Origin of the sequence: Parvimonas pharyngis (assembly GCF_046569675.1) — a bacterium.
Taxonomy (GTDB): Bacteria; Bacillota; Clostridia; order Tissierellales; family Peptoniphilaceae; genus Parvimonas.
In genome coordinates this window covers 28,198-52,355 of record NZ_JBKICJ010000003.1, presented here as the reverse complement: position 1 = coordinate 52,355, position 24,158 = coordinate 28,198, and the positions used below count along the sequence as shown (strand labels likewise).

The 24,158-nt window shown below is 36.6% G+C and carries 28 protein-coding genes; all 28 read left to right on the top strand.

Translation table 11 applies throughout. The annotated features are described in order from the left end of the window. The first annotated feature begins 32 nt into the window (after positions 1-32). The 28 genes from ACLGL0_RS04275 to ACLGL0_RS04140 all read left to right on the top strand — a co-directional run bounded on the left by ACLGL0_RS04275 (position 33) and on the right by ACLGL0_RS04140 (position 24,151). Entirely contained in the window at positions 33-314 is a 282-nt protein-coding gene (locus ACLGL0_RS04275) for a VRR-NUC domain-containing protein (RefSeq protein ID WP_411013764.1), read from the top strand. After that, positions 295-1,638 (top strand): SNF2-related protein, encoded by a 1,344-nt coding sequence (locus tag ACLGL0_RS04270; RefSeq protein ID WP_411013763.1) that lies wholly within the window; start codon positions 295-297, stop codon positions 1,636-1,638. Before ACLGL0_RS04275 ends, ACLGL0_RS04270 begins: the two co-directional genes overlap by 20 nt. A gap of 35 nt (positions 1,639-1,673) precedes the next feature. Continuing rightward, the gene (locus tag ACLGL0_RS04265; RefSeq protein WP_411013762.1) at positions 1,674-2,156 is read left to right on the top strand and encodes a DUF1492 domain-containing protein; all 483 of its coding nucleotides are present in this window, start codon (positions 1,674-1,676) and stop codon (positions 2,154-2,156) included. A gap of 112 nt (positions 2,157-2,268) precedes the next feature. After that, positions 2,269-2,634 (top strand): HNH endonuclease, encoded by a 366-nt coding sequence (locus ACLGL0_RS04260; protein WP_411013761.1) that lies wholly within the window; start codon positions 2,269-2,271, stop codon positions 2,632-2,634. Positions 2,635-2,748: 114 nt separating this feature from the next. Next, positions 2,749-3,321, top strand: coding sequence for a P27 family phage terminase small subunit (locus ACLGL0_RS04255; protein ID WP_006268655.1), 573 nt, complete (start codon positions 2,749-2,751; stop codon positions 3,319-3,321). Between the two features lie 3 nt (positions 3,322-3,324). Further along, complete coding sequence (locus tag ACLGL0_RS04250) at positions 3,325-4,107, top strand: S-adenosylmethionine synthetase N-terminal domain-containing protein (protein ID WP_411013760.1); 783 nt, start codon at positions 3,325-3,327, stop codon at positions 4,105-4,107. A 12-nt stretch (positions 4,108-4,119) separates the two neighbouring features. After that, entirely contained in the window at positions 4,120-5,355 is a 1,236-nt protein-coding gene (locus ACLGL0_RS04245) for a site-specific DNA-methyltransferase (RefSeq protein ID WP_411013759.1), read from the top strand. Beyond that, a complete protein-coding gene (locus ACLGL0_RS04240) occupies positions 5,348-6,835 on the top strand; it encodes a DNA cytosine methyltransferase (protein WP_411013758.1) in 1,488 nt (495 codons plus the stop codon). The genes ACLGL0_RS04245 and ACLGL0_RS04240 overlap by 8 nt, the downstream gene beginning before the upstream one ends. A 61-nt stretch (positions 6,836-6,896) precedes the next feature. After that, on the top strand, positions 6,897-7,547 hold the full coding sequence (locus ACLGL0_RS04235; protein WP_411013757.1) for a virulence protein: 651 nt from the start codon (positions 6,897-6,899) through the stop codon (positions 7,545-7,547). Next, positions 7,531-7,761, top strand: a complete 231-nt coding sequence (locus tag ACLGL0_RS04230) for a DUF4314 domain-containing protein (protein ID WP_411013756.1) — start codon at positions 7,531-7,533, stop codon at positions 7,759-7,761. The genes ACLGL0_RS04235 and ACLGL0_RS04230 overlap by 17 nt, the downstream gene beginning before the upstream one ends. Further along, positions 7,751-7,924 (top strand): DUF5049 domain-containing protein, encoded by a 174-nt coding sequence (locus tag ACLGL0_RS04225; protein WP_411013755.1) that lies wholly within the window; start codon positions 7,751-7,753, stop codon positions 7,922-7,924. The genes ACLGL0_RS04230 and ACLGL0_RS04225 overlap by 11 nt, the downstream gene beginning before the upstream one ends. Before the next feature lie 191 nt (positions 7,925-8,115). Next, the gene (locus ACLGL0_RS04220) at positions 8,116-8,289 is read left to right on the top strand and encodes an Nmad4 family putative nucleotide modification protein (protein ID WP_411013754.1); all 174 of its coding nucleotides are present in this window, start codon (positions 8,116-8,118) and stop codon (positions 8,287-8,289) included. A gap of 87 nt (positions 8,290-8,376) precedes the next feature. Next, positions 8,377-9,969, top strand: a complete 1,593-nt coding sequence (locus ACLGL0_RS04215) for a terminase large subunit (protein ID WP_411013753.1) — start codon at positions 8,377-8,379, stop codon at positions 9,967-9,969. 278 nt (positions 9,970-10,247) lie between these two features. Continuing rightward, positions 10,248-11,567 (top strand): ATP-binding protein, encoded by a 1,320-nt coding sequence (locus tag ACLGL0_RS04210; RefSeq protein WP_337978144.1) that lies wholly within the window; start codon positions 10,248-10,250, stop codon positions 11,565-11,567. Positions 11,568-11,647: 80 nt separating this feature from the next. Further along, positions 11,648-12,976, top strand: coding sequence for a phage portal protein (locus tag ACLGL0_RS04205; RefSeq protein ID WP_411013752.1), 1,329 nt, complete (start codon positions 11,648-11,650; stop codon positions 12,974-12,976). Beyond that, positions 12,894-13,634, top strand: a complete 741-nt coding sequence (locus ACLGL0_RS04200) for a head maturation protease, ClpP-related (protein ID WP_411013751.1) — start codon at positions 12,894-12,896, stop codon at positions 13,632-13,634. The genes ACLGL0_RS04205 and ACLGL0_RS04200 overlap by 83 nt, the downstream gene beginning before the upstream one ends. Before the next feature lie 4 nt (positions 13,635-13,638). Then, positions 13,639-14,814 (top strand): phage major capsid protein, encoded by a 1,176-nt coding sequence (locus ACLGL0_RS04195; protein ID WP_411013750.1) that lies wholly within the window; start codon positions 13,639-13,641, stop codon positions 14,812-14,814. A 22-nt stretch (positions 14,815-14,836) separates the two neighbouring features. Further along, the gene (locus ACLGL0_RS04190) at positions 14,837-15,115 is read left to right on the top strand and encodes a head-tail connector protein (protein WP_411013749.1); all 279 of its coding nucleotides are present in this window, start codon (positions 14,837-14,839) and stop codon (positions 15,113-15,115) included. Continuing rightward, positions 15,115-15,447, top strand: coding sequence for a phage head closure protein (locus tag ACLGL0_RS04185; RefSeq protein WP_411013748.1), 333 nt, complete (start codon positions 15,115-15,117; stop codon positions 15,445-15,447). Before ACLGL0_RS04190 ends, ACLGL0_RS04185 begins: the two co-directional genes overlap by 1 nt. After that, complete coding sequence (locus tag ACLGL0_RS04180) at positions 15,444-15,824, top strand: HK97-gp10 family putative phage morphogenesis protein (protein WP_411013747.1); 381 nt, start codon at positions 15,444-15,446, stop codon at positions 15,822-15,824. Before ACLGL0_RS04185 ends, ACLGL0_RS04180 begins: the two co-directional genes overlap by 4 nt. Beyond that, complete coding sequence (locus ACLGL0_RS04175; RefSeq protein ID WP_411013746.1) at positions 15,817-16,149, top strand: hypothetical protein; 333 nt, start codon at positions 15,817-15,819, stop codon at positions 16,147-16,149. Before ACLGL0_RS04180 ends, ACLGL0_RS04175 begins: the two co-directional genes overlap by 8 nt. Beyond that, complete coding sequence (locus ACLGL0_RS04170) at positions 16,139-16,729, top strand: major tail protein (protein ID WP_371475350.1); 591 nt, start codon at positions 16,139-16,141, stop codon at positions 16,727-16,729. Before ACLGL0_RS04175 ends, ACLGL0_RS04170 begins: the two co-directional genes overlap by 11 nt. An 11-nt stretch (positions 16,730-16,740) precedes the next feature. Beyond that, positions 16,741-17,106, top strand: coding sequence for a hypothetical protein (locus ACLGL0_RS04165; protein ID WP_411013745.1), 366 nt, complete (start codon positions 16,741-16,743; stop codon positions 17,104-17,106). Beyond that, positions 17,103-17,267, top strand: a complete 165-nt coding sequence (locus tag ACLGL0_RS04160; protein ID WP_411013744.1) for a hypothetical protein — start codon at positions 17,103-17,105, stop codon at positions 17,265-17,267. The genes ACLGL0_RS04165 and ACLGL0_RS04160 overlap by 4 nt, the downstream gene beginning before the upstream one ends. Positions 17,268-17,474: 207 nt before the next feature. Beyond that, the gene (locus tag ACLGL0_RS04155) at positions 17,475-17,723 is read left to right on the top strand and encodes a hypothetical protein (protein ID WP_411013743.1); all 249 of its coding nucleotides are present in this window, start codon (positions 17,475-17,477) and stop codon (positions 17,721-17,723) included. A 9-nt stretch (positions 17,724-17,732) separates the two neighbouring features. After that, the gene (locus ACLGL0_RS04150) at positions 17,733-20,648 is read left to right on the top strand and encodes a phage tail tape measure protein (RefSeq protein WP_411013742.1); all 2,916 of its coding nucleotides are present in this window, start codon (positions 17,733-17,735) and stop codon (positions 20,646-20,648) included. An 11-nt stretch (positions 20,649-20,659) separates the two neighbouring features. Next, complete coding sequence (locus ACLGL0_RS04145) at positions 20,660-21,325, top strand: hypothetical protein (protein WP_411013908.1); 666 nt, start codon at positions 20,660-20,662, stop codon at positions 21,323-21,325. 174 nt (positions 21,326-21,499) lie between these two features. Next, positions 21,500-24,151 (top strand): phage tail spike protein, encoded by a 2,652-nt coding sequence (locus ACLGL0_RS04140; RefSeq protein WP_411013741.1) that lies wholly within the window; start codon positions 21,500-21,502, stop codon positions 24,149-24,151. Positions 24,152-24,158: the final 7 nt, after the last annotated feature.

The following is a 24,158-nucleotide window of genomic DNA, read 5'->3' as shown; positions in this document are numbered from 1 at the left end:
ACCTGCACCTCTTAAGAATGGAGGTTAAAAATATGCTAGAAAAAGAGATTGAAAAGGCTTTAGTTAAAAGGGTTAAAGGACTTGGTGGTATTTGCCTTAAGCTAGTAAGTCCAAGTATGGATGGACTTCCGGATAGAATGGTATTTTTATCAGATGGGAAGTTTGCTTTTGTAGAACTAAAGGCAAAAGGAAAAAAGCCAAGGCCTCTTCAGATGAAAAGAATTGATGATTTTAGGAAGTTAGGTTTTAAGTGCTTTGTTATTGATGGTAAGGAGCAGATTGGTGGTGTGATTGATGAAATACTTTCCTCATGATTATCAAAGGTATGCAACGGACTTTATCATAAATAATCCAATATCAGCAGTTCTATTGGAAATGGGTCTTGGAAAAAGTGTCATAAGCCTTAGTGCAATAAATGAACTTATGCTTGATTACTTTGATGTATCAAGGACACTTGTTATTGCACCTCTTAGGGTTGCTAACTCTACTTGGCCAGATGAAATAAAAAAGTGGGATCATTTAAAGCACTTAAACTATTCTGTTGTTATCGGAAGTGAAAAAGAAAGGCTTGATGCTTTGGGGAAACCAGCACATATCTATTTGATAAATAGAGAAAATGTAGACTGGCTTATTACAAAAAGTGGAATTCCTTGGAAGTTTGATATGGTGGTCATTGATGAGCTTTCATCTTTTAAGTCCTATCAAGCTAAAAGGTTCAAGTCACTTCTTAAAGTAAGACCTAAATTAAAAAGAATTGTAGGGCTCACAGGAACACCTTCAAGTAACGGTCTGATGGATTTATGGGCAGAGTTTAGACTGCTTGATATGGGAGAAAGACTTGGAAGATATATCACTTACTATAGGCAGAACTTCTTTATACCGGATAAAAGAAATCAGCAGATGATATTTTCCTACAAGCCTAAAGATGGAGCAGAAAAAAAGATATATAGTCTAATATCTGATATTACAATATCCATGAAGTCAAAAGATTTTCTAAAGATGCCAGAGTGTGTCATGAACGAAGTGATAGTTACTTTATCGGATAAAGAACAAAAGTTATATGATTCTTTGAAACAAGATATGGTGTTATCCCTTGAAGAAAACGAGATTGATGCTATCAATGCAGCAGCACTTTCAAACAAACTTCTTCAGATGTCAAATGGTGCTGTCTATAACGATGACAAGGAGAGTCTCCATATACACGATAGAAAGCTTGATGCTTTAGAGGATTTAATCGAAGGTGCAAATGGCAAACCAGTTCTTGTGGCTTATTGGTTTAAACATGATTTGGAAAAAATAAAAGATAGATTTGATGTCAGAGAAATTAAATCAGCTAATGATATATCGGATTGGAATGAAGGTAAAATTCCTGTGGCTTTAATTCATCCTGCAAGTGCAGGTCATGGACTCAATCTTCAAGCTGGGGGATCTACTCTAATATGGTTTGGACTGACTTGGTCACTGGAGTTATATCAGCAGACCAATGCCAGACTTTACCGTCAAGGGCAAGATAGTACGGTTGTTATTCATCACATCCTAACCAAAGGAACAATTGATGAAGATGTCATGAAAGCATTAAAATCCAAGGAGAAAATTCAAGATGCACTGATAGATTCAGTGAAAGCAAGATTAAAGTAACGAGGAAGAGAGGTTCTATGGAGAACTTACCTCAGATGGAGGTAAGAATGGATAAAAAAGAATATTTAAAGCAACACAGATTACTAAATCGTATTATTGAACTTGATTTAGAGGAACTAAAAAGAATTAGAGAGTTATCAGTCAGTGTTTCAAGTATTGCTTTTGATAGAGATTATATACAAACTACTAGAAATACAAGAGCACCATTTGAGAAATGGCTTGATAAAATAAATATTCTTGAGATAAAGATAGCTAATGAAGTGAATCTTTTTATGGACTTAAAACTTCAGATACTTGAAACAATAGAACAATTAGAAAGTATTGATGAAAAGCTGGTACTTAATTACAGATACGTTAAAGGTCTAGAATGGGATGAGATATGTTCCCTGCTATTTGCAAGTGAAAGGACGATATTTAGGTGGCATGGAAATGCTCTAGCAAAGCTGAAACTGCCTGAAAATCCAATTAATATTAAAAGTTGTCAGCTAATGGCAGTTGATGGCAGTGATTGTCAGTAGATGTCATAGCATCAAATATGGTATGATATACTTGTCAGAAGTATAAATAAAACAGGGCCTTGAGGGATAAATCCTTCAGGGCTTTTCTTATGTATGAGAGGAGGTGGAAGGATTGCCAAGAAAACCAAAGCGTCCATGTTCATATCCTGGATGCCCTAACTTAACTGATGAAAGGTTTTGTGAAAAGCATCAAAAAGAGGAGAACAAACGCTACGAGAAGTACGACAGAAATCCTGTTGTACGCCGTAGGTATGGACGAGTATGGAAAAGAGTAAGAGATGCTTACGTTAAGGAGCATCCATTTTGTGAGGAGTGTTTTAAGAAGAAAATTTTAGTACCTGTAGAAGAAGTACATCACATCAAACCTTTATCAGAAGGTGGAAATCATAATAAAAGTAATTTGATTTCTTTATGCAAATCTTGTCATGCGAGAATACATGCAAGTCGTGGTGATAGATGGAATAAAAATAAGGGGTAGGGGGCGTAAAATCTCTACAAACCTATCCACTGGGGAACGGGCGTGGGGTCTCACACACAAAAAGAGAGGTTCAAACAGGGTATTAAAGAAAGTAAAAATTTAAGGAGTGATAATTTGGCTAAAGACGGAACATATAGAGGAGGAAGAAGGGTCAGAGCAGGAGATAAGCCAAAACCAGTAGCTGAAAAAATACAAGCTGGGGAAATGGTAAAAATACTAGCAAATGATATACCAGATGAATACTATGCAGAACTGGAATCTGTAGATTTACCGGAAGGGGTAGAACTTGAAGGCATGGATATGCCTAAGCCAAGTGAGTATCTATCCGCTAAGCAAAAGAGTGGGATTCCACTTGGAGCAGACCGCATATATAAAGAAACATGGCAGTGGCTAAAGGAAAGAAAATGCGAAAAGCTTGTAAACAAAAGGCTTATTGAATCTTATTCACAAGCATTTGCAAGGTATATTCAGTGTGAAGAAGCAATCAGTAGGTACGGAATGCTTGGAAAACATCCAACCACCGGAGGTGTGATTGCCTCTCCATTTATACAGATGTCTAGTCAGTTTCAAAAGACAGCGAACCTAATTTGGTATGAGATTTATGATATTGTAAAGCAAAATTGTACAGAAATTTTTGAAGAAGAAAGTAATGATCCTATGGAAAGACTACTGAGAGGAGGAAGGTAGAAAATGATAGAAAAAGTAAATCCAATGCATCCTGATAAAATAGCAGATAGAATTGCTGGTGCAATAGTAGATTTAGCATATAAGATAAATGACAACCCTAAGATTGCAGTTGAAGTGTTAATTGGACACGGCGTGTGCCATGTTATCATAGAAACAACAGAAAAACTCTATCAGGAGCCAATTGAAAAAACCATTCATCGTATCGCAGGCGATGTGAAGGCGGATATTGTGATTGTTCCTCAAGATGTATATTTGACAAACAATCAAAAGAACAAGGTGCGCTGTGGTGATAATGGTATCTTTAAGGGAGTGCCTTTAACAGATGAACAGAAGGAACTATCAAAAATATCAAGAAAAATTTATAATAAATATCCGTTTGATGGTAAGTATATCTTAGATGAAACAAGGCTGATTATTTGTCAGAGTAATGCTAAAACATCAGAGCTTAGAGAAACCTATCCCTATGCAGAAGTAAATCCACTGGGAGATTGGACTGGGGGAACTGACGTAGATACAGGAGCCACCAATAGAAAACTTGGGTCAGATATGGCAGACTCCGTAACTGGTGGAGGGCTTCATGGGAAAGACTTGTCAAAGGCCGATGTATCTATAAACATCTATGCTTTTCTAAAAGCGCAGGAGATGGGCGAAGAAGTTAAACTTTGCTGTGCGATTGGAGATAGAGAAATTGATGGTAAGCCTTATGAAGAAATTGTAAGACTTGCGAAAGAATATATAGACTCCATTGGTGGATTTGAAAAATTTGCTGAGTGGGGGCTTTTTTAATGGGAGGAGTTTATGGAAAAAGAAATGCAGTATTATCTAGCAAATGTAAGTGACCTCATTCCATATATCAGAAATGCTCGTACTCATTCAGAGAGCCAAGTAGCACAGATTGCGGCAAGCATAAAAGAGTTTGGTTTTTTATCTCCGATACTCATAGCGGAAGATAATACAATTTTAGCTGGGCATGGCAGACTTGCAGCAGCTAGGAAACTTGGGCTAACGAAAGTACCCTGCGTAAAGGAAAGCCACCTAACTGAAACTCAAAGACGGGCATATATTATTGCAGACAATAAACTATCACTTAACGCTGGCTGGGATGAAGATATACTTGCGATTGAACTTTCTGAATTACAAGGAGCAGATTTCGATTTAGACCTTTTAGGTTTTGATGAAAGTGAACTTGCCAGTATTTTTGAAGATGATAAAGAAGTAGAAGATGACGATTTTGATGTTGAAGAAGAACTAAATAAACCATGCTTTTCTAAGGCAGGGGATATTTGGACACTTGGAAGGCATAGACTTATCTGTGGTGATGCAACTAAAGAAGAAACTTACAAGCGTTTGATGGATGGAAAGAAAGCAAATCTTGTAGTAACCGATCCACCTTACAACGTAAACTATGAGGGTAGTGCAGGCAAGATAAAAAATGACAATATGAATACAGATAAGTTCTATAACTTCCTTCTTGATGCCTTTTCTAATATGGAAAAGGTGATGGCAGATGATGCCTCTATCTATGTTTTTCATGCAGACACGGAAGGCTTGAATTTTAGAAAAGTATTTAACGATGCAGGATTTTATCTATCAGGCTGTTGCATATGGAAGAAACCATCACTTGTTCTTGGCAGAAGTCCATATCAATGGCAACATGAACCATGTCTATATGGTTGGAAGAAGAAAGGAAAACATCAGTGGTATTCAGGAAGAAAAGAAACCACCATATGGGAATTTGAAAAGCCTAAGAAAAATGCAGACCATCCTACCATGAAACCTATTGCTCTACTCGCATATCCTATTTCTAACTCAAGTATGAGTAACACCCTTATACTTGATCCATTTGGTGGTAGTGGCAGCACATTAATTGCTTGTGAGCAAACAGACCGTTCTTGTTATACTATTGAACTTGATGAAAAGTTCTGTGATGTAATCGTCAAAAGATATATTGAGCAGGTTGGAACTGATAAAGATGTATCAGTGTTAAGAGATGGAAAAGAATATCTATATAGCGAGGTGACTGCTGATGAGTAAGGAATTAACTCTTGGCAGTCTTTTTGATGGAAGTGGAGGCTTTTTGCTTGGAGCAAAACTAATGGGAATTAAACCTATATGGGCATCAGAAATTGAGCCATTTCCCATCAGGGTTACCACGAAAAGAATGCCGGAAGTAAAGCACCTAGGAGATGTATCAGATATTAAAGGCTATGAAATAGAGCCGGTGGATATTATAACTTTTGGTAGTCCCTGTCAGGATATGTCCATAGCAGGGAAAAGAGCGGGACTTAACGGTTCTCGCTCTAATTTGTTTTATGAGGCAATAAGAATTATTAAAGAAATGAGGGAGAGGACGAATGGAACAAAACCAAGATACATCATTTGGGAAAATGTCCCAGGGGCATTCTCCTCAAACAAGGGAGAAGATTTTAAAAAGGTACTTAAAGAAATCTGTGAAATCAAAGGATATCAAATTGATATGCCTAGACCTAACAGGTGGCAAAATGCAGGACTTATCATGGCAGATAATTTCAGCCTCGCATGGAGGGTATTTGATGCTCAGCACTGGGGAGTCCCCCAGAGAAGAAGACGAATCTATCTTGTCTGCGATTTTAATGGAGAAAGTGCCGGAAAAATACTATTTGAGTCCGAGGGCATGTCTTGGCATCTTGAAAAGAGCAAATGCCCGTGGAAAAGAACTACCGGAGATTCTAAGACTTGCACTAGAAATGGGGTCGAAAACCTGTGCTTAAATGACCAGGGTGGTCAGAGGATGGATGTTCATGAAAATAAAAGTGGAACAATTACAGCAAGCGTAGGTAGTCATCCACCATTAGTATTCGAAAATCATGGACAGGATTCTAGATTCAAAGGTCCGATTGATATTAGTAATACACTAGGAGCAAGTCTTGGAACTGGTGGAAATAATCAACCTTTTGTAGTCGAAGATAAAGTGGATATATTTGATGTCAGAATCACGTCAGAAAACACAAAGAATCATAGAGCAAATATCTATGAAACGGATGTTGCTAGGACTATAAATACGGGTTTAAATTCACCGGATGCTAATCAAGGTGGTCTTGCTATTGTTTATTCAACAAGTAAAAATTCACATCATACTGAGGCAGTAGAAAATTTAGCGAATACTTTAGTTGCAAGCGATTATAAAGATCCTCCAGTTGTTAATGATGTGGAAGGTAAAAAATACATTGTACGAAGACTTACACCAAAGGAATGTGGAAGACTTCAAGGTTTTCCAGACGGTTGGTGCGATGGACTTGAAACAGAAAATCCTAGCAGTGAAGAATTAAAGTTTTGGTCTGAAGTCTTTGAAACATATAGAAGAGTTGTAACAAAAGCTACTAAGCCAAAAAATGAAAAACAGATAAGAAAGTGGCTTAAAAACCCTCATACTGATTCAGCCGAATATAAGATGTGGGGTAATGGTGTAGCACTTCCTAATGTCTGTTTTGTACTAGCAGGAATTGCGCATTTTTTTAATAAAGAACAGAAATGACTTGCTATTTACAGCCTTTAGAGTGATATATGTACATACCAAATTAGAGGAGGTAAAAAGCATGGAATTAAAGTATGAAATGAAAGGCGCAGAAAGAAAAAAGCTAGTTCAGGCAATTGAAGATTTAACCGGCTACAAAGCCAAATACCTGGGAATGCCAAGTGCGGCATATGAGATTGGCGCATTTACTGTGAGTAAAGAAGGAACGGTTACATCAAAGGCAGATGAAAACCTAGAAGATCTTGAAAAAATTTTAGCAGGTGATTATGGGATAGACCTTCCACAAAGGGAGACTGTGGCCACACAGGGGCTTACAGTTGCGATTCCAAGGGACAAGGTGGATTTATCCAAGTTAGAGAAAATCTTTGAAAATAAGGGCGATTTAATCAAAAAGGCACTGGAAGTTAGAAGCCTTGAAATAGAGGAAGATGAGGAAAAAGTAAGTTTTCCTTGGTTTGAAAATATCGATAACGAACATCTAATGACATATACAAAATTCATTGAAGCACTTTGTAAGATGAGTATGGATGCCAAACGCATCAACGAATCTTCCAAAGAAGTTATAAATGAAAAATATGCCTTTAGATGTTTTCTTTTAAGACTTGGTTTTATAGGCGATGAATTTAAGAAGGATAGAAAGATACTTCTTGAAAAGCTTTCTGGATCATCAGCTTTTAGAAATGGAGGTCATAAAGATGAGATTTCCAAGTAGAGAGATAGTTGAAAGCATCAGAAAAAGGTATCCGATTGGAAGTAGAGTTGAACTTGTCTTTATGGATGATATTCAGGCACCACCAGTAGGTACAAAAGGAACGGTAAGAGGTGTTGATGATATTGGTTCCATTATGGTTTATTGGGATAACGGAAGTAGCCTAAGTGTAGCTTATGGTGAAGATTCCTGCAGGAGGATTTCAGATGAACGATAAAATAAAGGAACAAATTCTTGTAATCAGAAATACAGGAATCACAAATATGTTTGATGTAATAACTGTTCAAAGAATCGCCTTTGAAATGGACTTTTATGAACTTGTAGATTTTCTTGAAACCGATAGAAAGGCTTATGTTGATTTCATTATTTATGGAAAATAAACTACATTTATCTCTAAATTTGACTTGCTATTATGTGCTTTTAGAGTGATATATAGTACTACCAAAAGCAAAGGAGATAAAGAAAATGAACAAGATGACAGAGCTAGCTAAAGAGTACAGAATACCAACGCAGGCAACACCAGAAGATTTAGAAACTAGATGGGGGTAAGGTTATAACCTTTGGAGATAGGGTGATTCTTGTAGGACACTATTATCACCCAGATGGAAATTGCTATTTTGCAGCAGTTTATGAATTCCTAGATGATGACCATACATGCGAAGGTTTTATTGGACTTAGGGAAGTCAGTGACAAAAGATTTGAAGATGATGGACATGCCATAGAGTGGGCATTGAATCAAAACTAAAAACAAGAGAGTTTCAGAGCTTAGGCTCTGTTTCTCGTAGTAGCAGCCGAGGGGCTGTATTTTTTATGCTTAGAAGGAGGGATAGTATTGGCAAAGTATAAGACAACTAAATTTAAAGAGAAGGACTCCGTTTATAATAAAGAACATGCAGATTATGCGGTAAACTTTATCGAATGTCTATCCCATACAAAAGGTACCTGGTCAGGTAAGCCATTTAAATTACTCCCTTGGCAAGAACAGATTATAAGAGATTTATTTGGTGTGATTAAGCCAAATGGCTATAGGCAGTTTAATACTGCATACATTGAAATTCCAAAGAAAATGGGAAAGAGTGAACTTGCTGCAGCAGTAGCTCTCCTTCTTTGTTGCGGGGATAATGAGGAAAGAGCAGAGGTTTATGGATGTGCTGCTGATAGACAGCAGGCAACAATTGTATTTGATGTAGCCGCTGATATGGTAAGGATGTGTCCAGCCTTAAATAAAAGAGTGAAGATACTAGCCTCGCAAAAAAGAATCGTATTTCAGCCGACAAATAGCTTTTATCAAGTGCTATCAGCTGAAGCCTACTCCAAGCATGGTTTTAATATACATGGGGTAGTATTTGACGAACTTCATACACAACCAAATAGAAAACTTTTTGATGTCATGACAAAGGGGTCAGGAGATGCCAGAACCCAGCCTTTATACTTTTTAATCACTACAGCAGGAACAGATACGCATTCAATCTGCTATGAAACGCATCAAAAGGCTAAGGATATTTTAGAAGGTAGGAAAATAGATCCTACCTTTTATCCTGTGATTTATGGAGCAGATGAAAAAGATGATTGGACAGATCCTAAGGTTTGGAAGAAAGCAAATCCATCTTTAGGGGTGACGGTTGGAATTGATAAAGTAAAGGCCGCCTGTGAATCTGCAAAGCAAAATCCTGGTGAGGAGAATTCCTTTAGACAGTTAAGACTTAACCAGTGGGTAAAACAAGCAATTAGGTGGATGCCAATGGAAAAATGGGATTCATGTTCCTTTGCAGTTAATGAAGATGAACTTGAAGGAAGAGTATGTTATGGAGGCTTAGACCTTTCCTCTACAACAGACATTACAGCCTTTGTTTTAGTCTTTCCACCGATAGATGAAGAAGATAAATTTGTGATACTTCCATATTTTTGGTTACCGGAAGAAACTCTGGAGTTAAGGGTTAAGCGAGACCATGTTCCATATGATATATGGGAAAGGCAAGGGTATATTCAGACAACAGAAGGAAATGTAGTTCACTATGGATATATAGAAAGCTTTATCGAGAAGTTAGGAGAAAGATATAACATTAGAGAAATTGCATTTGATAGGTGGGGTGCTGTTCAGATGGTGCAGAACTTAGAAAATATGGGATTTACTGTTGTTCCATTCGGACAAGGCTTTAAGGATATGTCCCCACCAACGAAAGAACTTATGAAATTAACACTAGAACAAAAAATTGCTCATGGTGGGCATCCTGTTCTTAGATGGAATATGGATAATATATTTATTAGGACAGACCCTGCAGGAAACATCAAAGCAGATAAGGAAAAATCCACAGAAAAAATTGATGGTGCGATTGCGACAATCATGGCACTTGATAGGGCAATTAGGTGTGGGAATCAAAATACAGAAAGTGTTTATGATAGTAGAGGTATTTTATTTGTCTAAAGATAAGACTTGCTTTTGTGCGTTGTTTTTTCTTTTATAACGCACAGAAGAAAGTGCCAAGTATAAATAATCGCCTAAAAACATACTATAATTAGGCGAAAGAAAGAGGGAGTGTATTTATGTAGGCATCTGTTTTTGAAATATAGATAGGGAAGAGTCATCCTTATTTCAGAAGAACTTGATTTTCTGAAATAAGATTAAGTTTAGGGAATTGATACCTCAAACTTGATAAAAATAAAAGTTTAGGGTATAATGTAATCAAAAAGGAGGGATATGGTATGTTGCACTATGAGAAAAAGCTAAAAACTAGAAATATATACCTGAATCAATTGATTGCATTTAAAGACAAAGAACCCGTAAAGGTTATAACAGGAATTAGAAGATGTGGAAAATCAAGTTTATTAAAACTAATGCAGGAATATCTTTTAAATTCTGGAGTTAAACAAGATCAGATTATTGCAATAAATTTTGAATCCCTTGAGTTTCAAGAGATGAATTACAAAGAATTATATGAATATGTAAAGAAAAAAATTCCAACTACAAAAAGGGCTTATTTATTTTTTGATGAACTTCAAAGGATAGAAAGATGGGAAGATGCTATAAATTCATTTCGAGTTGATTTTGACTGCGACATATATATAACTGGGTCCAATTCATATCTATTGTCATCGGAATACTCTACATATTTATCTGGTAGGTATGTAGAAATAAAAATGTATCCATTATCATTTAAGGAATTTATAGATTTTCATGGATATAAATTAAAGGAATATAAAACACCAATTGGGGAAAAGAGAAAAAGAGCAGTAAATGAGAATGATGAAATTGTTGAAATCAGAGACTTATTTGATGCCTATATGCGATATGGTGGTATGCCTGGGATAGCAGATGTTGGGCTTGAACAAGACAAAGCGATGACTTTACTCGATGGGGTATATTCAACTGTAGTTGTTAGAGATATCCTTGAACGTGAAAAAAGAAGAGGCTTAAGACAAATTACTGATGCAGAATTACTTAGGAAAATCATATTATTTTTAGCAGATAATATTGGAAATAATACATCTCTTAATTCGGTAAGCAATACGCTTGTATCTGAAAACATGATCCAAAATCGTGAACGACAAGGGAAACCAGCAACGCAAACTATTGCATCATATGTAGGAGCATTAAAAGAATCATATATGTTTTATGATGTTAAGAGATTTGATATAAAGGGAAAAGAGTATCTAAGAACACTTGGCAAGTATTATATAGTGGATATTGGACTAAGAAATTATTTACTTGGGTTTAGAGATAGAGACAGAGGACATTCTTTAGAGAATATAGTTTACTTTGAATTGCTAAGACGCGGGTTTGATGTGGCAATTGGAAAAATTGATAATTTAGAGGTAGATTTTATTGCTACAAGTGCAAATGAAAAAATGTATATTCAAGTAACTGAAAGCATGAAAAATGAATTGGTAAGAGAAAGAGAATTAAAATCGTTACAAAAAATCCATAATAATTATAAAAAAATGGTTATTACTTTAGATAAAGCACTTGACGATGAATATGATGGGATTCAATCTATTGATGTAATTGAATGGCTATTAAAATAAAATAATGAAAGAACATAACGATAAGCATCTACTAATTACAGTAGGTGCTTTTTTGATATAGAAAATTAGGAGGAATTTGAATGGGAATATTAAGTGGACTATTTAAAAGTCGTGATAAGCCTATAAATAGAACAAATGGAAGTGCATATAGCTTTTTAATGGGCGGTTCTTCATCTGGTAGAAGAGTTAATGAACGCTCGGCTATGCAGATGACTGCAGTATATAGTTGCGTTCGTATTTTATCTGAAGCAGTTGCAAGTTTGCCACTTCATGTGTACCTTAGGACCGACACAGGAACTGAAAAAGCAATCGAGCACCCGTTATATAAGGTGCTGCACGATGAACCAAATCCTGAAATGACAAGTTTCGTTTTTAGAGAAACTATGATGACACATTTACTCCTTTGGGGTAATGCCTATGCCCAGATTATCAGAAATGGTAAGGGTGAGGTTTTAGGTCTTTATCCACTTATGCCTGATAGGATGAAAGTGGATAGAGATGATAAGGGCAAAATATGCTATGAATATTTTGTAAGTGATTCAGATGCAGGAACGGAAAAACAAGGGATTGTTAAGTTAAATGAGTCAGATGTTCTTCATATTCCTGGACTTGGTTTTGATGGGCTTGTTGGCTATTCACCTATTGCAATGGCTAAAAATGCTATAGGCATGGCAATTGCAACAGAAGAATATGGAGCTAAGTTTTTTGCTAATGGGGCAACACCAAGTGGAATTTTAGAATATCCTGGAACAGTAAAAGATCCTGAGGCTATGAGGGAAAGCTGGTCTAAGGGTTTTTCTGGAGGAAACAGCCATAAGATAGCGATTTTGGAAGAAGGAATGAAGTACACGCCGATTTCCATTTCTCCAAATGAAGCACAGTTTTTAGAAACAAGAAAATTTCAAATCAATGAGATAGCTAGGATTTTCAGAGTACCACCTCATATGGTAGGTGACCTTGAGAAGTCTAGCTTTTCTAATATCGAGCAGCAGTCACTTGAGTTTGTGAAGTACACTCTTGATCCTTGGGTAGCAAGATGGGAGCAATCCATTGTTCGAAGGCTTTTTACTGAGGAGGAAAAGAAAAAGTACTATGTCAAATTCAATGTTGATGGACTCCTTCGTGGAGATTACCAATCAAGAATGAATGGCTATGCTATCGGAAGACAAAACGGATGGATGTCTGCCAATGATATTAGAGAATTAGAAAACCTAGATCGTATTCCAAGTGAAGATGGTGGTGATTTGTATCTCATAAATGGAAATATGCTCCCACTAAATCGTGCAGGAGCATTTGCAGGTGATGAAGGAGAGGAGGAAGAACCTAATGAAAAAGTTTTGGAAGTGGAAGAATCAAGTAATGAAAAACCAAAACGAAGAGGAAGTGATAGAACGCATCCTATTCCTTAATGGAACGATAGCTGAAGAATCTTGGTTTGATGATGATGTAACACCACAGATTTTCAAAGATGAGTTAAATAAAGGGAATGGAAACATTACTGTTTGGATTAACTCTCCAGGAGGCGACTGTGTAGCAGCAGCTCAAATCTACAATATGCTAATCGACTATAAGGGTGATGTCACAGTCAAGATTGATGGCATAGCAGCAAGTGCTGCATCTGTTATTGCAATGGCAGGAACAAAGGTTTTAATGAGTCCTGTATCCATGCTTATGATCCACAATCCTATGACTATTGCTTTTGGAAATAAGGGCGAGATGGAAAAAGTAATCTCAATGCTAGATGAAGTGAAAGAGTCAATCATCAATGCTTATGAAATTAAGACCGGACTGTCCAGAGCAAAACTATCTCATCTAATGGATTCAGAAACATGGATGGATGCTAATAAAGCGGTAGAGCTTGGTTTTGCAGATGACATCTTAAAAAGAAGTGAAGTTAATGACATGGAAATTCCACAGGTTTCTATGATGTATCAGGAGGCACAAGTAGTAAATTCACTGATGGATAAGTTAGCTACTAAATGCAAGATAGAAAATAAAGAAACAAATATAGGAATTAAGGCGGACGAATTAATGGACCGTCTTTTTTTAATGAAAAATTGGAGGTAGAAAAATGAGTAAGATTTTAGAGATGATTGAAAAACGTAATAAAGCTTGGGAAGGTGCTAAGGCATTCCTTGATAGTAAGAGAGATAAGGACGGCCTTATTTCTGAAGAAGATGCTTTGGTCTATGACGAAATGGAAAAGAAGGTCCATAATTTCAGCCTAGAGATTGAGCGTCTACAGAAGATGGAAGAGCTAGATAAAGAACTATCCAAGCCTATGTCTGATGCGATTGTAAATAGACCGATGAAGGTTGAAGAAAGACAAGAAAAGAAAGGTAGAGCAAGAGATGAGTATAAAAATGCGATGTTAAATGCTCTGCGTACGAACTTTAAGAGAGTAGAAAATGTTCTTCAAGAAGGTGTTGATGCAGATGGTGGGTATTTGGTTCCGGACGAGTACGATGACAGATTGATTGAGACGCTTGAAGAAGAAAATATTATGCGCTCTCTTGGAACAACTATCACAACAAGTGGTCAGCATAAAATCAATATTGCTATGTCAGATCCTGCAGCAGCCTGGATTGAAGAAGGTGGAGCACTTAACTTTGGCGATTCTAAGTTTGCACAGGTGCTTCTTGATGCACATAAACTTCATGTCGCAATCAAAGTAACAGAAGAACTATTATACGATAATGCATTTAAACTAGAAGACCATATCTTGACTGCTTTTGGTAAAGCACTGGCAAACGCAGAGGAAGATGCTTTTCTAAACGGTGATGGTACTGGCAAACCAACTGGTATTTTTAATAAAACGAATGGAGGAACTTATCTAAAGGACGTCACAGCAGTAAAATCTGATGATTTGATTGACCTTATCCATGCATTAAAACGTCCATATAGAAAGAATGCTACATTTATCATGAACGATAAGGCAATCGCACAGGTGAGAAAGCTTAAAGATAACAATGGTGCATATATTTGGCAGCCATCTTATCAGGATGGTGAGCCTGATAGAATTCTTGGTTATCCAGTTAAGACTTCAGCTTTTGCACCAGAAAATGCCATCGCATTTGGCGACTTTAGCTATTACAACATTGGTGATAGAGGAGCTCGTTCTTTCAAAGAACTTACTGAACTATTCGCAGGTAATGGAATGATTGGTTTTGTGGCTAAGGAGAGAGTCGATGGAAAGCTTGTATTAAAAGAGGCTGTTCAGATTCTTCCAATTAAGGCTACAACATAATTCATGGAAAGGGGTGCTAGTTATGGTTGTAAGTCTAGAAGAAATGAAAAACTATCTTAGGGTGGATACCAGTGAAGATGATAATCTTATTAGCACCCTTATCCAGTCTGCAGAGAAGATGTGCCTTGCTATTGCAAGAAAAAATGAAGAAGAAATCATCAGAGAAAACTTTGAAGAATACAAGGTAGCAGTTCTATATGGGGCTGCCTATCTTTATGAACATAGAGAAGAAGCAGACCACCATGAGTTAACAATTACGCTTAGATCTATGCTATTTGGAGCAAGAAAGGCGGGATTTTAATGAAAGTTTCACTATTAAATGAACGCATTACTATAGAAAAAAGCAAAATTGAAGTGGATAAAATAGGAAACCATAAAAATGTGTGGAGTAAATACTATTCTTGCTATGCAACTATCAGCAGTGAAAGCCCGCATGAGGAAACAAGTAGCGGTGCTATATGGGATGAAAGCAAGATTGATTTTACCATTCGCTACAGTAGAGAGGTAGCTGATATTTCATCAATAGGTTTTAGAGTAATCTTTCATAATTCTATTTATGAAATAAAGGGGATTGACCATATGAATTACAAGAAGAAAAGTATGAAACTGCACTGTAGGAGAGTGGAAAGATGAGTAATGTAAAAATAGATAGTCTCTCATCTGAAGTGATGAAGGGACTTGAAAAATATGCTGATGTTACAACTGAAAAAGTAAAAAAGGCAGTTCAAAATGCAGGAAAGACCGTGCGTGATGAAATAAGTAGCAATGCTCCAAGTGGTACAGGTAAGTATTCTAAAAGCTGGACGGTAAAAACTGTGAGAGAAACATCAAGCAGTCTGGAACTTGTCGTTCATTCTAAAAATAGATATCAGCTTACCCATCTTCTTGAGTTTGGTCATGCAAAGCGTGGTGGAGGTAGGGTATCCGCTAGGCCTCACATTGCAAACGCTGAGGAAAAAGCTATAAAGGTATTTGAAGAAGAGATAATGGAGGCGATTTCAAATGGATAAGCTACTAGAAATTATAAAGAAAATTGGACTTCCGAGTGCTTATCACCACTTTGCAGAAGGTGAATCACCTAATCCACCTTTTCTTATTTACATCTTGCCAGTAAGCGATAACTTTTCAGCGGATGGAAGGGTGTATTTTAAAGCAAATGAAGTTCATATTGAAGTTTATACAGATTACAAAAATCTAGATATAGAAAAGAAGGTAGAGGTCGTACTAGAGGAGTACGACATTTTTTATAACAAATCAGAAGTCTTTATAGAGTCTGAAAAACTCTATGAAGTCCTATATATTTTTGAAATGGAGGTAAAGACAAATGGGAAATAAGGTAAAGTATAACCTTAAAAATGTTCATGCTGCAAAGCTGAAAAAAGATACAAGTGGTGCATTTACTTACGAAAATCCAAAGGCAATTCCTGGAGCTGTCAGTATCAGTCTTGATGCTGAAGGGGAGTCTAGCCCTTTTTATGCAGATGGTATTGTGTATTTTAGATCGACTGCTAATAACGGATATAGCGGGGATTTAGAGATTGCACTTATCCCAGAGTGGTTTAGAACAGAAATTCTAAAAGAAGAACTTGATAGAAATGGTGTACTTGTAGAAAAGGCAAATGTATCTGAAACAGAAAAGTTTGCACTGTTATTCGAATTTGATGGTGATATAAATGCAATTAGACACGTTCTATATAACTGCTCAGCATCAAGACCATCTATTGAATCAGAAACTAAAGAAGATACGATTGAACCTGGAACAGAAACACTATCACTTACAGCAGATCCAAGAGAGGACGGTCTTGTAAAATCAAGAACTGGAGATACTACATCAGCAGATACTTATGCTAATTGGTATAAGAATGTGTATGTTCCACAGGCTAAAGGTGAAGCACCAAAACCTACAGGACATTAAGGAGGATTTTTATGCTAGAAAAAACAGTAAGAGTAGGAGAGGTTGATGTAAAGTTTCGTTCGTCAGCTACAATACCAAGACTATACAGAATTAAATTTAAGAGAGATATTTTCAAGGACCTGTCAAAATTAGAAAAGACATTTAAGGCAAGTGAGAGTTCATTTGAAATAGATGACCTTGAGATATTTGAAAATGTAGCCTATATTATGGCTTACCATGCAGATAGGAGTATTGCTGGAAATATTGATGATTGGCTTGATCAGTTTGAGATGTTTTCCATTTATGAGATTCTACCTGAAATACTTGAACTTTGGGGAGCAAACCTTGAGACGGAAGTTCAGTCTAAAAAAAACTTCCAAAGAGTAGCAGGGAAATGACAACAGCCCTATTTATACTAAGATGTGTGGAAATAGGGATAAGTATCTCTGAACTTGATTTACTAACCATCGGTATGGTACTTGATATTTGGACTGAAAAATCAAATGATGGAGTAAAATACAGCAAAGTTGCAGGTCAAGCTGAGTTTGATAAATTTTAGGGTTTTTGAATTTTAAAAACAATGGTATAATATACTAGATAATTTTTATGTGTTACATTAAAATTATTCTCCAACCTTGAGGCATGATTAAATGCAGGGATAATTCGATTAGCGTCGTCTTTTCGGATTCAGCTTAGAAGGTGACTTAGTGTCCGCTATCTTGTGCGTAATCATTTATACGGAATCAGGGAGAAAGGAGAAATGTTCATGGCTAAGCAAAAAGGTGTGTCTTCAAAAACTCACACAAAACAACAACTGAATGATTATGCAAATCAGAATAATCCGAACAACAAAGCTTACAGGGCTAGAATGTCAAATGATGTGATGACAAAAAAGCTAACTCGTAAGAAGGATGCAAAGCGCTGGATGAAGCGTCAAGCACAAATTGAAGCTGAATGTGGCGTAATGTATCCACTTGATTGGATGTGCTATAGCAATCCATATGATTTTGACTGATCATTATTTATGAACGAAGAGGGCATCAATCGTATTATGGCGGTTGGTGTCTTTCTTTTGCTCTTTTTGATTGATATTTTACAAAAAGGAGGTGGTCAAGTGGCCAATAGAATAAAGGGAATTACTGTTGAGATTGGTGGAGATACAACAGGTCTTGATAAAGCTTTAAAAGGTGTAAACTCTACAATTAAAAACACACAGTCGCAGCTTCGTGATGTGAATAGGCTATTAAAACTTGATCCTTCCCACGCTAAACTTCTTGCTCAAAAACAGCAGTTACTACAAAAGGAAATTGCTGAAACTAGCGAAAAGCTAAATGCCTTAAAAGAAGCAGATAAGCAGGCAAAAGTACAACTGGAAAAAGGGGAACTAGGACAAGACAAATACGATGCTCTGCAAAGAGAAATTATTGAAACAGAAAACAACCTAAAGGAACTGCAGGAAGAAGCAAAAAAAGTACCATCAGCACTATCTGCTTCTATGAAAGAAGCAGGCGATAAAATTAAAGAAGTTGGAGATAAGACCACTGAAGTTGGTAAAGGTCTATCAACTCATGTAACAGCACCTATTGTAGCGATAGGTGCTGCATCTTTATCTGCCTTTAATGAAGTTGACAGAGGAATGGATATCATTGTTCAGAAAACAGGAGCATCCGGTAAGGCTTTAAAAGAAATGCAAGATAGCATGAAAAACCTTGCCACTTCCATTCCAACAGACTTTGAAACAGCAGGTGCAGCTATAGGAGAGGTAAACACTAGATTTGGACTTACAGGTCAAAAGTTAGAGGAGCTATCTGGAAAGTTTATTAAGTTTGCACAGCTAAATAATATAGATGTATCTACTGCTATTGATAATACACAGAAGGTAATATCTGCCTTTGGACTTAAAGCTGAAGATGCAGGAGCCTTACTTGATACTATGAATGCTGTTGGACAAAGAACAGGTATCAGTATGGATACACTTGCAAAGAGCATGGTAACTAATTCTGCAGCACTTCAGCAACTTGGTTTTTCAGCATCAGATGCAGCTAATTTTCTAGGAAATGTTGAAATGTCAGGAGCAGACACATCACAGGTTATGACAGGTTTATCTAAGGCACTTTCTAATGCAACGGCAAACGGAAAGCCTATGAAAGAGGCTTTGAAAGATATACAAGATAGCATGGTTAATGCAAAATCAGATACGGAAGGACTCGATGCAGCAATTGACCTATTTGGAAAAAAGGCAGGTCCAGCAATCTATCAGGCTTGTAAAAATGGTTCTCTTTCCTTTGAAGAGCTAGGTACATCCCTAAAAGATAATTTAGGAAATGTGGATTCTACCTTTAATGAAACCTTAGACCCTATAGATAAGTTTAAGACCTCTATGAACAGTCTAAAGATTGTAGGTGCTGATGTAGGAAATTCTCTGATGACAGTCCTTCAGCCAATGCTAGAAAAATTTGCTGAAATAATGAAGTCTTTAAATGAAAAGTGGAATAGTCTATCTCCCGGTATGCAGCAGGCTATTGTAAAGATAGCACTTATTGCGGCAACGGTAGGACCGGTACTTGTTGTTATAGGAAAAGTTATTACTGCAGTTGGAACAATTACATCTGCTCTTGGGGGTCTTATTGGATTACTTGGAGGAACAGCTACAGCAACTACTGCAGTAGGTGTAGCAGGAGGAGCAAGTGCAGCAGGAACAGCAGCCGCAGGAACAGCAGCAGGTGGTGCAGCTGTAGGTTTTGGAGCTCTTAATGTTTCCCTTCTTCCAATCATAGCTATTATCGCAGCTATTATTGCAGCCGTTGTGGCTATCATAGCTATTATTAAAAATTGGGGAGCAATTACTGAATGGTTTAAAGGCTTATGGGAAAAGGTGTCAACTGCCATCATGAGTATATGGCAAGGCATCTCAGATTTCTTTAAGGGAATATGGGAAGGCCTAGTCAGCATTTTTACTACGGTATGGGAAACTATTATGAATGTATTGACTGTAGCACTCATGTTTATCGTAGAGCTAATTAAAGGATACTTTGAACTGATTACTCTGCCATTTAGGTTTATTTGGGAAAACTGTAAAGAAACTATTATGACGGTGTGGGAGGCAATTAAGACTGTTGTAAGCACTGTGCTAAACACCATCTCACAGGTTATTACAAGCATTATGAATGCCATAAAAACTGTGATAACAACTGTTTGGAACGCCATAAAAGAAGTCATTACAACAGTTATAAACGCTATTTTATCTGTGATTACTACAATTTTTAACAGCATAAAAAATGTAGTAACAAGTGTTTGGAATGCTATTAAATCAGTCATATCAACTGTGGTAGATGGAATAAAAAATAAGATTAGCACAGTCTTTGATGCAGTATCAAGCACAGTAAGTTCCATATTTAATGGAATCAAAAATACAGCAGTTTCTATTTGGAATGGAATAAAGAGTGCTATTGTTACTCCGATTGAGGAGGCTAAAAATAAAGTAAAGTCTGTAGTTGATGCGATTAAAGGGTTCTTTTCAAGTATTAGGCTAAAACTTCCTCACATCAAACTACCACATTTTAGCATCAAGGGTCATTTTTCTTTAGCCCCGCCATCTGTACCACATCTATCAATTGACTGGTATAAGAAGGCTATGAATAAACCTATGCTCTTAAATGGTGCTACTATCTTCGGTAGTAAAGGGGGTCATCTTCTTGGAGGAGGGGAGGCAGGGCCTGAAGTGATTATGGGACTTGACACACTTTCAAATATGACGGCAGGAGCAAATGGAGAACTTCTTAGTGTAATGACGAGAGTTCTTGCTATTATGGATAGATACTTCCCTCAGTTTGCAGAAACAAGCATCGTTCTTGATTCAGGAGAACTGGTTGGAGGCATTGCACCAAAGATAGATATGGAACTTTATAAATTACAAAATAGAAAGGCAAGGGGGTGGTAAGTGTGTATGGGATGAAAATTGGAGAGTTTCATAGTTATAAAGACTTTGGACTTGTTCCGACCAGCAAGCCTATTATTAACCTACCATTTCCAAAATTAGAATATCTTGATATACCCAGCATACAAGGGGAAATAGATATTACAGAAAGCCTTGGAGGAGAGGTTTTATATGATATGAGAACAGGCTCATTTGAATTTCTTGTATCAGATCCTGAAAAATGGCAAGAGGTTTATGGGAAACTTTTAAGCACTGTTCATGGGAAAAAGACCAATATTGTGCTTGATACGGAAAAAGACTATATCTATCAAGGTAGAATGTGGGTGAGTGAATTTAAATCTGATAAAAACTATTCACTTATTACTTTAGACTATAAGCTTGAGCCATACAAATATAAGATTTCTGATTTGGTAAATGGTGGAGAGATTATTCATAAACTTGAGGGCGTTGTTATTACAAATAGCAAGACTGTGATAATTCCATTTGATTCAGATATGACTATAGTTCCTGAGTTTAATAATAAAACAGAAAATATTGTGACATTAAATTTTAAAGGAAAGAAGTTCAGTATCAAAAAAGGAATAAATAGATTTCCGGAAGTAAGAGAAAGAAAAGATTTAGTGCTTTCTTTAACAGGTAACAGCACCATAGATATTTCATATAAAAGGGGGTGGTTATAGATGTATAAAATCATAATGGATGGAAATACCATATATTATCCAAGTGATGGGAAGGCAGTTCTGATTAGTTCTACACTGAATCTTGAATTAAATACGGCAGGTTCACTTAGCTTTATATGTCCGCCTGAAAATCCTTATTATGAAAAAATCTATAATAGAAAGTCTATTGTCAGTGTGTACAGAGACGAAAAAGAAATATTTATAGGGGAAGTTAGAGAACAAACAAAAGACCTGCGTGGAAATAAGAAAGTCCAGTGCGTAGGTCTTTTATCATATCTAGCTGACAGCATTCAGCCTCAGATGGAATACCATGACCAAACGCCCTATCAGTTACTTTCTAAATTTCTTAAAATCCATAATGAACAGGTGGATGAAAAGAAAAAGATAATGCTTGGAAGAGTAACTGTAACCGATTCAAATAACTCTCTATATAGATTTACTAATTATGAAACTACAATGGAAGTCATCATGACAAAAATGGTAGATAAGCTAGGTGGATATTTGAAGTTAAGAAGGGAAGAAGAGCATCTATATCTTGATTACCTAAGACTTGAAGAAATGGGAAAAGCCACAGAGCAGTCTATTGAATTTGGGGTAAATCTTCTTGATTATACGGAAGATTTATCTGCTGAAGATATCACTACAGCGATTATACCTCTTGGCAAAGAAATAGATGGAGATGAAAAGGATATTCTTAAAAAATATACGGATATTCAATCTGTAAACGACGGGAAAAACTATCTTGTTTCAAAAGAGGCAAAAGATGAATTTGGCTGGGTATGCAGAGTAATCAGATGGGATGATGTAACAGTTCCTGCAAATCTTTTAAGAAAAGGAGCAGCGTGGCTTAAGGATAATCAGTTTGAGGTGGTAGAACTAGCTTTATCTGCAGTTGACTTATCGGAGTTTGGAATACCTACAGAAACCATTGAATGTGGTGATAGAGTAAGGTGTATAGCTTATCCTTTTGGAATGGATCGAGTATTTCCAGTAATGAAACAGACTATTCCACTTCAAAAGCCTGGAGAAATAAAGGTGGTTCTAGGAAGTAATCAAGCTAAAGGTTACATCCAAAGTTCAGTAGATGTAGTAAGGCAGCTAAAAGAAGAAAGCCTTGTTACAAGAAAGATTGACAATGAAAGAGTGAAGAGTGCCATAGATAATCTAAAGGCTCAGATGAATATATCTGAAGGTGGATATAAACTAACAGAATATGATTCCTCCGGCAGATGGTTAAGAGATTTATATATGGATACGCCGGATAAAAAAACTGCTACTAAGGTGCTTCAAGTTAATATGAATGGTATCGGAGGAAGTCATAACGGATATGAAGGACCATATGCTGTTGGTATGACGCTTGATGGGATGATTTATGGTAATAGAATCATGAGCCACTCTATTGATGCTGAAAAACTATCTGTTTCATATACATCACAGGTAGAAAAACAAATCCTTGATTCAAAGACGGAGGCAATATCTGATACAGATAGGAAACTTAAAAGCTACTACACCATAAATGAGGTTAATACTAGGCTCTCAGCTACAGATAGAAAAATTGAAGCAAGCGTAGAAACTGTAAATCAGAGGTTAGAACAAAAGAATGGAAACTACTATGGAACGTATGAACCAAATAACTCAAGAGCTCCAACAAATAGCTGGAATTCAGATGTAGTCAGAAAAAGCCATGTAGGAGATTTTTTCTATGATACAACCACTGGATATGCATATAGATATATTATGAAAAAGCAGGGACTTGAGCTTAAATTTAATGCAAGCTCAAGAACAGAAAGTGAGCATTATGACTGGGTAGAAATCTTCTATGAATTTGACGGTAAGATTTATGCACTCCCAAGGTATGGTGGAACAAGTATAGCAGGTCAAATAGTTTTCATTCCATCTGATAAGTTTTTGCTCTACTGGAGGTGTGACGGTTCGGGGCATGACTATTATGGATTTAAGATTGACTACATTAAAAAAATGGATACTTATAGGGAACTTATAGGGGGTGTTTCTAGCTTACCAACTGATGCAGGAGAGATAATCAACCTTTCTGGTAGTAATTATCCTGAATCAGAACACTCACCATACAAAGATGGTACGAGAATGCTATGGAAATATTCGTCATCTGAGAGTATCAGTTCTTCTATATCATTTGAATGGGTGAGAGTAAAGGATAAGGACATACAGGCAGCTAAAGAAAAGGCAGAAACTGCAATTTCAAAAATATCTGTGGTAGAAGGCTCTATTTCCTCAATGGTTCAAAAAGGTGAGTTTGGAACATTTATGAGACAAAATTATAACAGTTTCTTACTTGGGTTTAATAGTGCAAGCAGTTATGTTCAGATAACGGCAGGAGAGATTGGTCTATATAACGGTATGATTGACTCTAGTCATAAGAGAGCTTCCTTTGACGAAAACGGAAACCATTTTTATCGTGATGGGAAGTATATAGGTAAAATTGGTACAAATGTATGGAGTGCAAACAGTTCACATAAAGGTCTAGTTTTTGATCTTGACAGTGAAGGTAAATATATGGCTTTTTCCCAACAAGAATACACAAATTCAGGAAGTTACACTACTATGTTGTGTTTCTCACGTTCAGGAAGTATCTATAGTGATTATGGTATTCATCTCGGCTGTAATTTTTATGCTCATGGGTTTAAAATCGTTGATCCACAGTGGAGAGATGGCTTTGGGGTTAATGCAACAATTAATTTTGTACAGATACTTAGTATGAACTCAAATGGGACAGTAGCAAGCTGGGGGCCAAATGGACGCATGGTATTTAAAGACGGGATTCTAATGGATTTGAATTATTATGAATAGGAGGTAA